Source organism: Pseudomonas sp. MTM4, from assembly GCF_019355055.1.
Taxonomy (GTDB): Bacteria; Pseudomonadota; Gammaproteobacteria; order Pseudomonadales; family Pseudomonadaceae; genus Stutzerimonas.
On record NZ_CP048411.1, the window covers coordinates 3,224,379 to 3,238,547 of the forward strand.

General features: G+C 60.6%; 18 protein-coding genes. 13 read left to right on the plus strand and 5 right to left on the minus strand.

The window, feature by feature from the left end; genetic code table 11:
* Positions 1-271 precede the first annotated feature (271 nt).
* From flgM to GYM54_RS14975, 10 genes are all read left to right on the plus strand, one after another.
* A complete protein-coding gene (gene flgM / locus GYM54_RS14930; RefSeq protein ID WP_197444830.1) occupies positions 272-547 on the plus strand; it encodes a flagellar biosynthesis anti-sigma factor FlgM in 276 nt (91 codons plus the stop codon).
* Positions 544-984, plus strand: a complete 441-nt coding sequence (flgN, locus tag GYM54_RS14935) for a flagellar protein FlgN (protein WP_197444831.1) — start codon at positions 544-546, stop codon at positions 982-984. Before flgM ends, flgN begins: the two co-directional genes overlap by 4 nt.
* A 324-nt stretch (positions 985-1,308) precedes the next feature.
* Complete coding sequence (gene fliD, locus GYM54_RS14940; protein ID WP_197444832.1) at positions 1,309-2,616, plus strand: flagellar filament capping protein FliD; 1,308 nt, start codon at positions 1,309-1,311, stop codon at positions 2,614-2,616.
* The gene (gene fliS / locus GYM54_RS14945) at positions 2,613-3,011 is read left to right on the plus strand and encodes a flagellar export chaperone FliS (protein ID WP_131649341.1); all 399 of its coding nucleotides are present in this window, start codon (positions 2,613-2,615) and stop codon (positions 3,009-3,011) included. Before fliD ends, fliS begins: the two co-directional genes overlap by 4 nt.
* Positions 2,995-3,315 (plus strand): hypothetical protein, encoded by a 321-nt coding sequence (locus GYM54_RS14950; protein WP_197444833.1) that lies wholly within the window; start codon positions 2,995-2,997, stop codon positions 3,313-3,315. Before fliS ends, GYM54_RS14950 begins: the two co-directional genes overlap by 17 nt.
* Complete coding sequence (locus tag GYM54_RS14955; protein WP_197444834.1) at positions 3,312-4,520, plus strand: flagellar hook-length control protein FliK; 1,209 nt, start codon at positions 3,312-3,314, stop codon at positions 4,518-4,520. Before GYM54_RS14950 ends, GYM54_RS14955 begins: the two co-directional genes overlap by 4 nt.
* 37 nt (positions 4,521-4,557) lie before the next feature.
* Positions 4,558-5,019, plus strand: a complete 462-nt coding sequence (fliL, locus tag GYM54_RS14960; RefSeq protein ID WP_131649344.1) for a flagellar basal body-associated protein FliL — start codon at positions 4,558-4,560, stop codon at positions 5,017-5,019.
* A 10-nt stretch (positions 5,020-5,029) separates the two neighbouring features.
* On the plus strand, positions 5,030-5,764 hold the full coding sequence (locus tag GYM54_RS14965) for a FliA/WhiG family RNA polymerase sigma factor (RefSeq protein ID WP_131649345.1): 735 nt from the start codon (positions 5,030-5,032) through the stop codon (positions 5,762-5,764).
* A 2-nt stretch (positions 5,765-5,766) separates the two neighbouring features.
* A complete protein-coding gene (motA, locus tag GYM54_RS14970) occupies positions 5,767-6,639 on the plus strand; it encodes a flagellar motor stator protein MotA (protein ID WP_131649346.1) in 873 nt (290 codons plus the stop codon).
* Complete coding sequence (locus tag GYM54_RS14975) at positions 6,636-7,547, plus strand: OmpA family protein (protein ID WP_181099327.1); 912 nt, start codon at positions 6,636-6,638, stop codon at positions 7,545-7,547. The genes motA and GYM54_RS14975 overlap by 4 nt, the downstream gene beginning before the upstream one ends.
* Positions 7,548-7,987: 440 nt before the next feature.
* Here GYM54_RS14975 and GYM54_RS14980 read toward each other — a convergent pair whose 3' ends face one another.
* The 5 genes from GYM54_RS14980 to flgA all read right to left on the minus strand — a co-directional run bounded on the left by GYM54_RS14980 (position 7,988) and on the right by flgA (position 12,471).
* Complete coding sequence (locus GYM54_RS14980) at positions 7,988-8,470, minus strand: hypothetical protein (RefSeq protein WP_131649348.1); 483 nt, start codon at positions 8,468-8,470, stop codon at positions 7,988-7,990.
* Positions 8,467-9,348, minus strand: a complete 882-nt coding sequence (locus GYM54_RS14985; protein WP_197444835.1) for a transcriptional regulator — start codon at positions 9,346-9,348, stop codon at positions 8,467-8,469. The genes GYM54_RS14980 and GYM54_RS14985 overlap by 4 nt, the downstream gene beginning before the upstream one ends.
* Positions 9,349-9,688: 340 nt before the next feature.
* Positions 9,689-10,627 carry a lateral flagellin LafA gene (gene lafA, locus GYM54_RS14990; RefSeq protein ID WP_131649350.1) on the minus strand — a complete coding sequence of 313 codons (939 nt, stop codon included), beginning with the start codon at positions 10,625-10,627 and terminating at the stop codon, positions 9,689-9,691.
* Positions 10,628-10,724: 97 nt separating this feature from the next.
* The gene (gene lafA, locus GYM54_RS14995) at positions 10,725-11,564 is read right to left on the minus strand and encodes a lateral flagellin LafA (RefSeq protein ID WP_131649351.1); all 840 of its coding nucleotides are present in this window, start codon (positions 11,562-11,564) and stop codon (positions 10,725-10,727) included.
* A 217-nt stretch (positions 11,565-11,781) separates the two neighbouring features.
* Positions 11,782-12,471: a flagellar basal body P-ring formation chaperone FlgA gene (gene flgA / locus GYM54_RS15000; RefSeq protein ID WP_181099329.1), complete on the minus strand. Its 690-nt coding sequence runs from the start codon at positions 12,469-12,471 to the stop codon at positions 11,782-11,784.
* A 212-nt stretch (positions 12,472-12,683) separates the two neighbouring features.
* Here flgA and flgB point away from each other — a divergent pair, with 212 nt between their 5' ends.
* Genes flgB through GYM54_RS15015 form a run of 3 tightly spaced genes read left to right on the plus strand, consistent with a single transcriptional unit; the run spans position 12,684 to position 14,162 of the window.
* The gene (flgB, locus tag GYM54_RS15005; protein ID WP_181099330.1) at positions 12,684-13,049 is read left to right on the plus strand and encodes a flagellar basal body rod protein FlgB; all 366 of its coding nucleotides are present in this window, start codon (positions 12,684-12,686) and stop codon (positions 13,047-13,049) included.
* Positions 13,050-13,053: 4 nt separating this feature from the next.
* Entirely contained in the window at positions 13,054-13,482 is a 429-nt protein-coding gene (flgC, locus tag GYM54_RS15010) for a flagellar basal body rod protein FlgC (protein WP_019340573.1), read from the plus strand.
* Positions 13,482-14,162, plus strand: coding sequence for a flagellar hook capping FlgD N-terminal domain-containing protein (locus tag GYM54_RS15015; protein ID WP_181099331.1), 681 nt, complete (start codon positions 13,482-13,484; stop codon positions 14,160-14,162). The genes flgC and GYM54_RS15015 overlap by 1 nt, the downstream gene beginning before the upstream one ends.
* The last annotated feature ends 7 nt before the right edge of the window (positions 14,163-14,169 follow it).

Below are 14,169 nucleotides of genomic sequence, written 5' to 3' on the forward strand. Positions count from 1 at the left end.
TGGTTGTTTGAAGTCGGGAGTCGGCTCGGCTCCGCCCCCTCACCCCGGAAGGGCGAGGGAGAGAGAAGGCCGCCGCGGCGATAATCAGCCCGCACGGCCAGCACCCTCTCCCCGCTTGCGGGGAGAGGGTTGGGGTGAGGGGCGATCCTACGCCAGTCGTTGTTTGTGGTGAGCAGCAAAGGACCCGCCTGTCAGCCGTGCGAAAAATTATTTAAGGTTTCCGCCCGAGCGGTCGCTTGTTAGGCAGTAACCACCGAGTTGGAATGAGAACATGGAAATCAGCCGGCATTTCAAGCCCGCCATTGCGAACCCCACCGAGACGACTCCTGCTCGTCCGGCCAGCGTCCGCCCCGCCGCGCAGTCCGCTGCCCGCCCGGCCGAGAGCCTGCCGCTCGAGCAGATGCATGAAGCCTTGCGCGCAATGCCCGAGATCGATCTGGACCGCGTTGCGGCGATCAAGCAGGCGCTGCAGCGCGGCGAGATATCCACAGACATCGGTCAGTTGGCGAGCAGCATGCTCAGCTATCACCGCGGCAACGACGCGTGACTCAACGGGACAAACTGCTCGCAGTCGTCGATGACGATCTGCGGCAGGACTGCGGCGACTACCTTGCCCTGCGCGAATTGATGCAGGAGCTCTACGGTCGTCTGCTGGAACGCGATGTGCCCGAAATCGATCGCATCAATTTGCAGATCACCCTTCGCGTCGAAGCCATTGCCGCCCGCGCCCAGCGCCGCAGCAAGGTGCTTGCAGCTTTCCGTTTGGACGCAACCGGGGCTGGTATGCGCCGCCTGCTGTCCAGCTGCTCGGGCGAGCGCGGCGTGTCGTTGCAGCAACACTGGCAGCAGGTCGGCGATCTCGCCGTGCAGTGCCAGCTGTTTAATGAGCACAACGGCAAGCTTCTTGCCATGCACCACGACATCCTGCAGCAACTGCTCGCTGGCAATCAGGATGCCCGCCTCTATACACCGCAGGCTTACTGAGCCGCTTCGCAGACTTTCTGTCCGCTGCTAGTCAATGACTTGCGTAGCGTTCCCGCCAAATCCGGCCATCGTGCCGAGCCGATTCCTCGCGCGGTGCGTCCCATGGCAAATGGGTCTTCAGCCCGCTAAATAAACCGCGCGTCCAAGTCGCCTTTATAGAGCGTCGTTCCGTCATCGCCACAGGAGGAAGCGGTGTTTCCCCGTTTCCTCGTCACGTCGCGTTGCGGAAGCCTTTTTTCTGCATGGCTGCCTCTCGAACGCCCGTAATGCGGCCTTTTCGACTTGGCACCCAATTTGCTCAACAGACATCAAGAGGGGATGGTGATGGCTATAGATTCTGATTACGTACAGCAGATGTCGACGCAGTTGGCGACCTACGAAGTTCAGTCTTCGCTGGATCGGCTGAACCGCAACGAATCAAACTACAAGGCCCAGCGCGATGCGCTGAGCTCGCTGCGTAGCTCGTTGACGACCTTCAAGTCGGCCATCACCAAGCTCAATAGCAGCACTTCGAGCATGCTGACCAATAAAGCGACCTTTAGCCAGGACGGTTATGCCAGCGCTACGGTTGGCACCACCGCGCAGGCTGGCAGTTACGACTTTTTCGTCAAGCAGTTAGCCAGCAAGGATCAGATCGCATTGCAGGGCCTGACTGACTCCAGCTTAGCGGGCGGCGGTACGCTCACCATCGGCCAGGGCGGTGTGGATTCGTTCGATGTCGATATGACCGGCATCACCACCCTTGACGGCCTCGCCAGCGCGATCAATGACGCGGTCGATAACAGCGGCGTTCGGGCCACCCTGGTACGCAGCGACGGCGCGGTCAATCTGGTCCTGACCACTGAGGAAACCGGAGCCGCACAGAGCATCAGCCTGAGCGCCTCAGGCAACTCGGCGGTCGAAGCCGCAATTGCCAGCCCGACTCGTCTGTCCACCGCAGCGGACGCCGAGGTATATCTCGGTCGGGATGCCTCGGGGATCAAGCTGACCAATGCCAGCAATACCTTCGAGAACGTCATCGAAGGCGTCAGCATGACCTTCACCAAGGCGCATGCCACCGGTGAATCACCGCTAACCCTTGATATCGCGCAAGACAAGGAAGGCACCCAGGCCAAGGCTCAGAGTTTCATCGATGCATTTAATACGCTGATGGGCAGCTTCGACTCGCTGACCGCCAGCGGCAGCGAAAGTGCGGCACGCGGCGTCCTGGCCGGCGATTCCAGCATCCGTTCCATCGAAAGCCGCCTCAATGGCCTGCTGCGTACCGATTTCGGTGGCACCAGTCTGATCAATTTCGGTATCAGCGCCGATCGCAACGGCAAGCTGACCATCGACGCCAAGCGCTTCGAAGCTGCCGTCGCCAACGATCCGGAAGGCTTCGAGGCGCTGTTCACCGGCAAGGACAACCTGCTCGAGAGCATCGACAAGACCGTCGCCAGCTATACCAGCAGCACCAACGGCATGCTGAAGAACCGTATGGACACGCTGGACATGAGCCTGCGCCGTATCGACGAGCAGTTCGAGAACCTCCAGCAGCAGTACGACACCCACTACAGCCGCTACCTCAAGCAATTCACTTCCATGATGCAGACCATGCAGAGCATGGAGCAGACCTTCGGATTGTTCGGATGAGCACCTACCTCCAAAACGACAGTTACGACAGCTACCGCTCGGTAGACCTCGAAGCCCGTGCGGCCTCCGCTTCGCCTTATGAGCTGGTGCTGGTGCTGATGGATGGCCTACTCGATGAGTTGGCCCGCGCTCGCGGACATATCGAGCACAAGCGTTATCAGCAGAAGGGCATTTCTCTGGAGAAGTGCATGAACATCCTCAACGGCCTCAACGGCGCGCTCGACGAAGAGGGTGGCGGCGAAGTGGTTCAGGGGCTGGCGCGACTCTACGAATACTGCATCTATCGTCTTTCCGATGTCAGCGTGTCGCTGTCGCTGGAAGGGCTGGATGAAGTCATCAACCTGCTCGGCATTCTGCGTGAAGGCTGGGAGGGTGTCAGTGCCGCTCGTAAGTGATAGCGCGCGCCTGATGGAGCTGCACGATCAGCTGCAGCAGGCGTTGCAGGCCAGCGATTGGGGCGCCGTGGCGGTCGCCGATAAGGCCATCCGTCAGTGCCTCGAAGAGCTGGCCGGTCAGGAGCTCGACGAGCCGACCCACGCCGCCAAAAGCCAGCTCAAGCAGCTTCACGGCGAAGGTCTGCAAGCCTGCACCGACGAATGCGAACGGCTGCGCCTGCTGTTACTGAACCACCTGGAGTACGCCGAAGGGCGTGCGGCCTATCAGCGAATTGACATGTTCCAAGCCGGAGACAGGCGATGATCCAGCCGATCTCAAATGCCCACCCTTCCGCTGCGCCAGCCGACGCCGGTGGTACTCCCGTTGCTGCTCGTGGCATTGCCGCAGGTCAGTCGGGTACAGGTTCCCAGGCAGTGCCGGGAATTGGCTTCGGCGCGCGTATGAGCCTGATCGCTGGCGAAAGCGGCTCACTGCCGAATGCAGCGCTTCCGGCAGGCGTGCTCTCAGGCAAGGCGTTTCCGGCTTCGCCGCAGGCCGCTTTATCGGCAGCCGAACTGAATGAACCGTTGTCCATGGGCACGAAGGCCGAACAGGGCGACGACGCACTACCCGAGCTCACGCCCGAGCAGTGGTTGCTGGGCATGATCGACCAGCAACAGACCGAGATTCAGGCGCGCGACTCTGCACGCCTGGGTGGCGTGACCGAAGACCCGCTCTCCGATGCCTTGCCGACGTCATCGATAGCGGAACAGGCCGATGCGCTGCTTGCATGGTTGCCCGAGTCCCTGACGGGGCAGCAGGCGACGGCCCAGGCCGATCCCTTCGACGCGCTGGCCGGTCATAGCTGGCAACGCGCACCCGTCGATGCAGGTGCGATAGGCGCGCCTTTACCGCGTATGGCGGCGGAGCTGAATACCGGTTTGACGCAAGCGGCGACAACGCCGCAGCTCGCCGCCGACGTTCTGGCCGAGCCGGCACTGGAGCCGCTGCTGAGTGCCGCCGAGCCGGCGGAAGCGGGCGAGCCGCTGACGGCCACGGTTGAGCGCGGACAGGTGCCACAGCCTCAAGCCGTCGACCGCGCGCTGAAACTGCAAGCGCCAGAATCCAAGTGGGGCGAGCAGATGCTGCACGCCTTGCGCGAGAACGTCGATCTGCAGATCCAACAGAAGATTCAGAGCGCCACCATCCGCCTTGATCCGCCGGAGCTTGGCAGCATGGAAATCCTGCTCAGCCATGAATCGGGACGTTTGAACGTTCAGCTGTCTGCCGCGAATGCCGATGTGGCTCGTCTGCTGCAACAGACCAGCGATCGCCTGCGCCAGGAGCTGGTCGGCCAGCACTTCGTTCAGGTCAATGTGCAGGTGGGAGCCGACAGTGGTGGCCAGCAGGGTCAACAGCGCCAGCGTACGGCACTGACCGGTGAGGAGCTTCCGCAGGCGGCCCGACCGCATGAACAGGAGCAGAGCCGGCAGAGCGGCCGGCCCCGAGATGTATTGATCACGGTTTGACCCGATTCAACCTAATTAGCCAATTTGTGAGTGTGTTATGTCGACGCCCCGTCTCGTCCTTCTGATGCTGCTGATCAACGTGCTGACCGTTGCCGGTGGTGTCGGTGTCAGTTATTGGCTGCTCAAGCCCGGCATGGAAGGTGCCGTTTCCGAGGAGGTCGTAGCAGACGAGCCGGCTGAGCCCTCGGAATACGAGTTCTTCCCGGTGGAGAAAGTCATCGTCAGCGTGCGTGGTGACGGTCGTGAGCATTACTTCGTGCTGGATCTCGCGTTGCAGGCGGATGCCTCCGAAGAACCACCGAAGTTCGAGCAGGCCGAACCGCTGGTGCGTAATTCGGTGGTGGGTTACCTGTCGTCGCTGCCGTTCGAAGAACTGCGTGGCCTGAAGATCAGTGATCTGCAGGATCGTCTTGAAACTGTCCTGTTCGCCGATTTTGCCTCCAAGAACGCAGCCGTGCCGTTCAAGCACGTGCTAGTCAACAAGTTGATCGTGCAATAAAGGCCACGCCATGAGCGCCACTTGCCCCATCAACTATTACGGCGCCACGCCGGCCAGCCCATCGGTGTTCGCTCCGGCGGTCGAGCAGCGCTGGCTGATGCAGTATCTGCCATTGGTCAAGCGCATCGTCAGGCAGCTATCGCTGCAGGCCAACCAAGTGCTCGACCGCGAAGATATGGAGCAGATCGGCATGATGGGCCTGCTCGAAGGGCTGCGCCGCTACGGTGAGCCGGACGAGCAGTTCGGCAAGTTCGCCGCGTTGCGTGTCCGTGGCGCGATTCTCGATGAGCTGCGCCGTCAGGATTGGCGCCCGCGCCAGGTCCGTCAGCAGGCGCACAAGGTGCGTGACGCGATTCGCGACCTGTCGCGCCAGCTGGGCCACGAGCCCAGCGACGAGGAAATCAAGGCGTATACCGGCCTGGCCGACAAGGAATACCAGGACTTCCTCTGGGCCGATTCTTCGGAGGCCATCGAGAGCCTTGATGAACTGCTGCAGAGCGGTCACGAGCATTTTCCCGACGCCACTGAGTTGTTCGAGGAGCGCCTGATCAAGGAGCGTGTTCTAGAGCAGGCGCTGGCGCGGCTGGACGAGCGTGAGCGGCTGGTGCTGACGCTCTATTACCAGCACGAACTGAGCCTGAAGGAAATCGCCCTGGTGCTGGAAGTCAGCGATGCCCGGGTTTGTCAGCTGAGCAAACAGGCGATCGGCAAGGCCAGTCGCTTTCTAACCGAGAGAAGTCAGTAGTCATGCAGAAAGTATTAGGTGCCTTGATCATCATCGGTTGTGTGCTGGGTGGTTATGCCATGGCCAACGGGGACATGCGCGTGCTCTGGCAGCCAGCAGAAGTGGTCATCATCCTCGGCGCCGCGCTGGGCAGCTTGGTGGTGGGCAACCCGAAGGAGGTGCTGATCGAGATGCTGCACCAGATCAAGGATGTCTTTGCCTACAAACGTCGTGGCGAGGAGTTTCAGCGCCAGTTGCTGATGCTGCTCTACGAACTGCTGGAAATGGTCGACGTCGGCGGCCTCAAGGTGCTCGATTCGCATATCGAGGAGCCGGAAGAGAGCGACCTGTTCGTTCGCTATCCATTGATCCTGCAGGAAAAGAACCTGATGGCCTTCATCGCCGATAACTTCCGGTTGATGGCCATGGGGAAAATCAGCGCCCACGAATTGGAAGGATTCCTCGAGCAGGAACTGGAGGCCATGGAGCACGCGCTGCTGCAGCCGGCTCGCTCGCTGCACAAGATCGGCGAGGCCATGCCCGGCTTCGGCATTCTTGCGGCGATCATGGGCATCATCATCACCATGGGCAGCATCGGCGGCAGCGTGGCGGAAATCGGTGCTCACGTGGCGGCGGCCCTGGTGGGTACCTTCCTCGGCATCTTCTTCTGCTATTGCCTGATGGACCCGCTGTCCAACGCGATGAGCCAACGCATCAAGACCGAGCTCTCTGCGCTGGAATGCGTGCGCACCACGCTGGTTGCCCACGTTGCCGGTAAGCCCACCCTGCTGGCGGTGGACGCCGGACGCAAGCTGATCGAGCAGGACGTCAAGCCCGCCTTCCGCCAGCTGGAAAACTGGGTCACCCAGTATGAGGAAGAAAGGGACGCCGCATGAGAAGCCGGGACAAGGGCAAGGGCGGCGGCGAGCACGAGATCATCATCAAGCGCCGCAGTAAGAAGGGCCACGGCGACGAGCACGGTGGTGCCTGGAAGGTGGCCTTTGCCGACTTCACCCTGGCGATGATGGCGCTGTTCATGGTGCTCTGGATCATCCAGCCGCAGATGGAAAAAACCAACCCCTCGTATGGGGAGATGGAAAGTAACCCGCTGATCGATGGCGGCGCCGGGATTTTCGATGGCACCAGCACCTCGCCGCTGGAACTCGATGGCGTGCCGGTGCGCCCGCCGCAGACTGAAGAGGCGGACAGTCGCGCGTCGAAAAGCGAACAGGACGGCAGCCGCAACTATGGCTCGACCGAAGAGCTGAAAAAGCTCGCCGAATTGATGCGTGAAGTCGCCAGCGAAGTCGATGCCCTGGCCAATCTCGAAGTGGACGTGGTCCCGCAGGGGCTGCGCATACTGATCAAGGACGACCAGCAGCGCTTCATGTTCCAGCGCGGCAGTGCCACGCTGAATCCTCATTTTCAGAAGCTGCTGGGTGTGCTCGCTGGTGTGCTGGCCAAGGTCGATAACAAGCTGATCATCAGCGGCCATACCGATGCCACGCCGTATCGGCAGAAGAACGGCTACAACAACTGGAATCTTTCCGGCGATCGTGCCCTGCGTGCTCGCCGTGCGCTGGTCGATGCCGGCCTGGCCGAGCGCTCGGTATTACAAGTGACCGCACAGGCCGACATCATGCCGTTGCGCCCTGAAGATCCGCAGAATGGTGCCAACCGTCGGGTCGAAATCCTGCTGCTGACCGCCTCGGCCGAAGCGCTGTACAAGGAGCTGTTCGGCGACAGTTACGGGCGGGTGCGGTTCTCCCAGAGTGGGGCGAGCTACAGTGGTGCGGGTTCCTGACGCCGGACGTGCACACCAGCCTGACGCACCATCGTGAAAACACTGCGACACCCTCCTGACGCCCGCGAGACGATCACTAGCGTCGAGCCAGCCCGCCGAACAGCTTCCTTTTGCCTTCCCGGTGAGCGTTGGCGGCAACGAGGCCAGACGGCGCGGTAGCACGCTGACCGCCGCCGACCAAACCCGGCGCCCTCCTGAAAAGACTGCGGCATCCCCTAGCGTCTGCCAGCGAACAGCGACGTGGAGCTACTCTCCAGACAGCCCCTTCCCTGCAGGGAGAGAGTCGGGGTGAGGGGTAGAGGGGCCAGGCGCGAGATTAGGGTGCAAAGGTCCGCCGATGAGTTGTCAGCCGACCTGATAGCGTGTGGACAGTGATTTAGCGCAGCGCTCCAAGCGAGCGTTTCGCGATGGAGCGCCACGCGCCGAGCGCGGAACTGCTTTCAACCGCGATGCGGGTGATCGTCGGCGCAATAGACCTGCTGGGTCTCGACGCCGTACAGGCAGGCACCGACCTGCTCGAGGGTAATCCGTGCGCCCTTGTGTGCGCCGTAGAAGAGATTGAACAGCAGTTCGTCGTCCATCTGGTCCTGGGGGCCGAGCCCATGAACCTGGCCCTCTTCCACCACCAGCGATGCACGCCCGAGCAGGTCCGTCTCCAGCCGACCCGAAGCCTCGACGATGGCCGGTGCGTTTCGGGTCATCGAGTAAAAGCGGCCCTTGTTGAAGACCAGGCTCTGACTGACTTTCACGCTTGTGCCGTCGCTCAGCAATACCTGACCGCTGGAGCTGTACTGACCATCGAGTTTCGAGGACATGTTTCCTGTCGTGCCCATTGCCACAAAAGCCCAGAGCAACAATGCCGATGGCACCATTACCTGAAGCATGCGCTTGCCGACTGCGCCGGTTTCGTTCTGGCTGTTCATTGCAGGCACCCTTGTAGATGGTCACTGGGGATCGTCTGGATCTGGCTTTTGTGAACCTTTAGCCAATTGACCCGACCGTCGCCTTGCAGGCAACGGATCTCATAAAACCCAGGGGACATATTGACGATCAGCCGAGCCGGCTCGGCATTCATGTCGCTCATGGTATCGACCAGCATGCGCGTTTCCTTAATCAGCGAATCAAGCAGGTGCTGGTTTTTTTCGACGTAAAGTACCTCCAGATCGTCGACGGCCAATGTCTGCGTGAGGGAGGGAGTCGATGTGCTGGCCAGACGAAAGCCAAGGGTTGCCAGCCCCAACAAGACCATCATTCCCGTACCGGCGAGCGCGGCGGTCTGCCACGAGCGGTAGCGCCGGATCGTTCTGGCCGAGCCTGGTATCACTGCCTCATGAGGTGCCACTAGCAGCTGCGTCAGCACAGCAGCTGGCTCTTCGGGAGCTGTAGGAACAGACGTAGTGGCGGAATTAGCTGGCGAAGCCGGTTGTTCGACAATCAGATGCTGCGGGTTGAACAGGTAGCCTCGCCGCGGCAACGTCTGGATGACCTGGTTACGGCCGTCGAACAACGCCTGGCGCAGGGTGTAGATCTGCTGATTCAGACTGCCCTGACTGACGACCCGCCCCTCCCAGGCGTAATTCAACAGCTCCTCGCGAGAAACGACCTCGCCGGGCGAGTGCAGCAAACGCTCCAGCACGCGGCTACCAGAGAAACCGAGGTCTAGTGTTTCCTCATATTCGTCATGGTTCAGCACGAGTTGGTAGAGCGCACGATCGAAACGAGCCGAACAACCGTCTCGACCGGTTTTCAACAGCGGGCAGATGATGGCATCGGTGGCCGTAAGGGACAGAGATGAAGTCATGAGCGCCTGATATGAAGGGAAAGTTTCCGGTGTGACAGGGTTGGCAAACCGGGCGGCGGCATATTGGCGCCGTTTTTTTGATACTACAAGCCGGTTGTTACACGAAATGCCGAACGGGCATCGGAGCGAGAAAGAAACGAAATCGTGAGCGCGGGGCAGATGTGCCGTGCGAAGCGGCAAGTTCGCCGCATAACAGGGCATATCTTGTGTTTGAGTCGTCACGCTAGACGGACTGCCGCTGGTCGGGTGACAACGATTCTCACGTTCGGAAATAAAAAAGCCCCGAAACAATCGGGGCTTTTCGAAGCCGGTCGTTGCGACCAGCGCTGTTGCGTACCGCTTAGCCCAGCAGGCCCATGACCATGCCTGGCATCTGGCCGGCTTGCTTGAGCATGGAGATGCCCGACTGCATGAGCATGGAGTTCTTGCTCATGTTGGCGCTTTCTACAGCGAAGTCGGCGTCCATGATCCGACCCTTGGCCATGTCGGTGTTGTCCTTCATGTTGGCCAGGTTGTTGTTGGTATGGTTCAGACGGTTGATGTTGGCGCCGAACTGAGCGCGTACGGAACCAATGTCGTTCAGCAAGGTTTCTAGCTTCGTAATCGTTCCGTTAGCGTTGTTCACTGCCGTATCCGGAGCGGGGGCGGTACCAGCCGTAATCGTAGCAATGTCAGTGCCAACGAAATCGGCTGTGTCGCCGTTGTCCGCGAACATAAGCGATGCTGCTTTAAGCGAACCGGCAACTGAACCCAGTGCGGTCTGAAGATCAAAACTCAGTGTTTCGCTGGAGCTTGCGCCGATTTGAAAGGTAACTGCAGCGGCACCGAATTTGCCTGTGTCGCCGTCGACGCCGGCACCGTCGCTAAACAGATTTTCGCCAGCGTACTTTGTATTTTTAAAGATGTTGCCTAGCTCTTTTCCTAGCTCGTCGTATTCAGCCTGGATGGACTTGAGGTCGGATACGCCATTGGTTCCGTTCGCCGCTTGAGTCGCAAGATCTTTCATGCGCTGCGCGATGTCGGTCATCTCGCTGAAGGCGCCCTCGGCTGTTTGGAGCATGGAGGTGGCGTCGCCTGTGTTGCGGATGGCTACGGCCATACCGCGGCTCTGGGCGTTCAGGCGAGTAGCGATCTGCAGGCCAGCAGCGTCATCAGCGGCGGAGTTAATGCGCAGGCCGGTACCCAGACGCTGTTGGTTGGTCGCCAGGGCGTTGTTGGACTTGTTCAGCGCGGTGTTGGTGGTCAGCGCGGAATAGTTGGTGTGAATGGACAAGGCCATGATCGAAATCCTTTAATTTATAGCGTTGAGCCCAATGAGAGGGCGCGGTTGCGGCGAGGTCCGGTCATGGAGTCTCGCCGCAGCCCTAAGCGATGGCTTAGCCCAGCAGACCCATGACCATGCCTGGCATCTGACCGGCTTGCTTGAGCATGGAGATACCGGATTGCATGAGCATGGAATTCTTGCTCATGTTGGCGCTCTCGATGGCGAAGTCGGCGTCCATGATCCGACCCTTGGCCATGTCGGTGTTGTCCTTCATGTTCGCCAAGTTGTTGCTGGTGTGGTTCAGGCGGTTGATGTTGGCGCCAAACTGGGCTCGCATGGCGCTCACGTCATTGAGCGAAGCTTCCAGGTTGTCAATGGCGGTCCCGGCGTTGGCGGCGGTGTCCAGCGTGCTTGCTTTGGACGTAGCCCAGTTCGTATTGATCGTGGTCAGCGCCCCGGAGACGTCCATGGCCAGCGTCTCGGCCGAGGACGCGCCGATCTGGAAATTGACCGCAGCGGTGAACTTACCGCCAGCTGCAAACAGCGACTCGCCTGCATACTTGGTGTTGGTCAGAATGTTGTCGACTTCTTTGGCCAGCTCATCGTACTCGGATTTCAGCGAAGTACGGTCGGATGCTCCGTTGGTGTCGTTCGCCGCCTGGGTGGCCAGATCCTTCATGCGCTGCAGAATATCGGTGACTTCGCTGAATGCGCCTTCGGCGGTTTGCAGCATCGAAGTGGCGTCACCGGTATTGCGTATGGCAACCGACATGCCGCGGCTTTGGGCGTTCAGGCGGGTTGCGATCTGCAGGCCAGCAGCGTCGTCAGCAGCGGAGTTGATGCGCAGGCCGGTACCCAGACGCTGCTGGTTGGTTGCCAACGCGTTGTTGGACTTGTTCAGCGCGGTATTGGTGGTCAGAGCGGAATAGTTAGTGTGAATGGACAGAGCCATGATGATCATCCTTCGTGCGATTGGCTGTTAGGAGCTGGCTTGACTGCCTGCTGAAAAGATAGGGCGACAGCGCTGCGCGAAGGATTAAATCCTGACGTCAAATATTCTGTGCTTTCTTCGAAGGCCGCTGGTGCATGCGGCTGGAGCTTAATCGCCTGCGGCGAAACCCCGGGAGCTGGAGTACGGTCAGACGATCAAATTCTTCCGGCCTCCGCCCTTAAAACATACTCGTCACCACGCCTTCTTCTATTACCTTCGCATCGATTACCTTCCCGCTGCGTACATTGCGCACGCGGATGACGTCGCCTGGCTGGCCGTCGGCCAGAGCTTCGCCGGAGGTGGAGGCTTCGATGCCGTCGTGGCTGGCGACGATCTTCACTGGCTGGCCGCGTCTGACCGCCATGGCCTGCTCGAGCAGGGCCGGAGTAATGGTCTGGCCGGCGCGGATGCGGCGTTTGGCAGCCAGGCCGATTACCTCTTCGAGACGGTTGTAGTAGCCGCGGCGGGCTTTGGCGATGTTGATGCGCTGCAGCTTGAGGTCGTTGGCGGTCAGGGTCTGGCCGCGGTCGATAATGCCTTCAGCGTGAACGGCGGGCAGAAAGACATGGGCCTGGCCGGTAGCGTTCAGTGCCCAGCCGGGCGCATCGGGGCAGCGAATCTGCAGTTGTTGACGTTCCATGGCTGAAGGCGCCTCGCCAGTGGCGCGGACCTGCAACGCCTCGGAGCACATCGGCAGGTTGGTCGAGCTGGCCGGCACGCTGATGTCGTAGCGTAGCTGCATGCCGTGCCAGCCCTGGCGCGCGGCCTGTTGTTCGAGCATCTGGCGCAGATGATTTTCCACCGCCTGCCGGGCCTGAGTCGCGGCGTCAGCGCGAGCCTCGACCGATATGGCCAACAACAGCAGCATGGCGACGAAGCAGGCGGAAGGGGCTTTTCCGCTTCCGCCCGATCGCGCTTTGCCAAGCGGAAAAATACGCTTGGTGCGCGCTCTGTTCTCTGTAGAGTTTTCTATGTAAATCAAAGGATTACCTTGTAGATACGGCTTCGGCACGCTTTCTGCTATTCACATGCAAAAGCGGTGGGCTGGATTCAGCCTACTCAGGCTGCAAGGGTATCGAAATGAGTATACGGATTGACGACGCTCTGGGCGTTCACGAACGCGCCCTGGGTTTGCGCATGCAGCGCAGCGAGATTCTCGCGGCGAACCTGGCCAACGAAGACACGCCCGGTTTTCAGGCGCGGGACATCGACTTCAGCAAGGAAATGCAGCGGCTGGACAGCGGCACCTCGCCGCGCGTGAGCATTGCCGGCACCGATCCGCGTCTGCTGTTCCGCGTGCCGAGCCAGGCCTCGCAGGATGGCAACACAGTCGAACTGTCTACCGAACAGGCGCAGTTCTCGCGCAACTCCATGGATTTCCAGACCAGCCTGACCTTCGTCACGATGAAATTTCGTGGTTTGAAGCAGGCCATCGAGGGACGTTGAAGTCATGTCATTCGATTCCATCTACCGCATCGCCGGCTCGGCCATGAACGCCCAGACCGTGCGCCTCAACACCGTGGCCAGCAACCTGGCCAACACTGACTCGGCGGCCAACAACGCCGCCGACGTCTATCAGGCGCGCAAGCCGATGTTCGCGGCGGTGTACGAGAACAACTCGCTGACCCGTGGCGTCGGCCTCGGCGGCGCCCATGTGCAGGTGCTCGATGTGGTCACCTCCGGCGCCGAGCCCAAGCGCCGCTACGAGCCGGGTAATCCCCTGGCCGATGGCGAAGGCTACGTCTACTACCCCGACATCAATGAGATCGAAGAGATGACCGACATGATGTCGGCCACCCGTAGCTTCGAGACCGGCGTCGAGGTGCTCAATCGCGTGAAAAGCATGCAGCAGAGCCTGCTGCGGTTGGGAGAATCCTGATGGCGACGGTTAATTCCGCACTGGACGGCAGCCTGGCGAGCAATTCGATCGATCAGGTCAAGCGTGCGGTGAACATCAGCGATGCCGCAACGATGGAGAACAACTTCATCAGCTTGATGGTCGCGCAGATCAAGAACCAGGACCCGACCAAGCCGGTGGACAGCACTGAGTTCCTCAACCAGTACTCGGCGATGTCACAGGTCAAGAGCATGGAAAACATGTCCAGCCTGATGCAAAACAACCTGGTGCTGACCGACAACCTGCAGACCCTCACCGCCGCCGGTCTGGTTGGCCAGCAGGTGAGCGTCGCGGTCGAAACGCTGGACCTGAGCGGGCAGGCCGTCAACGGCCAGTTCGACCTGAGCCATGCCTCGAACCGCGCTGCGTTGTTGCTGACCGACTCCAACGGCACCCAGACCCGTATCGAGCTTGGCGCGCAGTCCCCCGGTAAGGTGCCCTTCGTGATCGATCCGGCCAAGCACGGCCTGCGTGACGGCCGGTACAGCGTCAGCATCGAGTCGGAAAACGGCGAGTTTCCGCAGGTGGAAGTCGCCGGCCAGGTCTCCAACGTGCGCGTCAGCGCCGAGGGTCCGGTGCTTCAGGTTCAGGGTGTCGGTTCGGTGCCCTTCTACAACATCCTCGAATTCGCCCAGGCCGATGCCGGGCTGCTCGGCGGCTGAGCCTTGT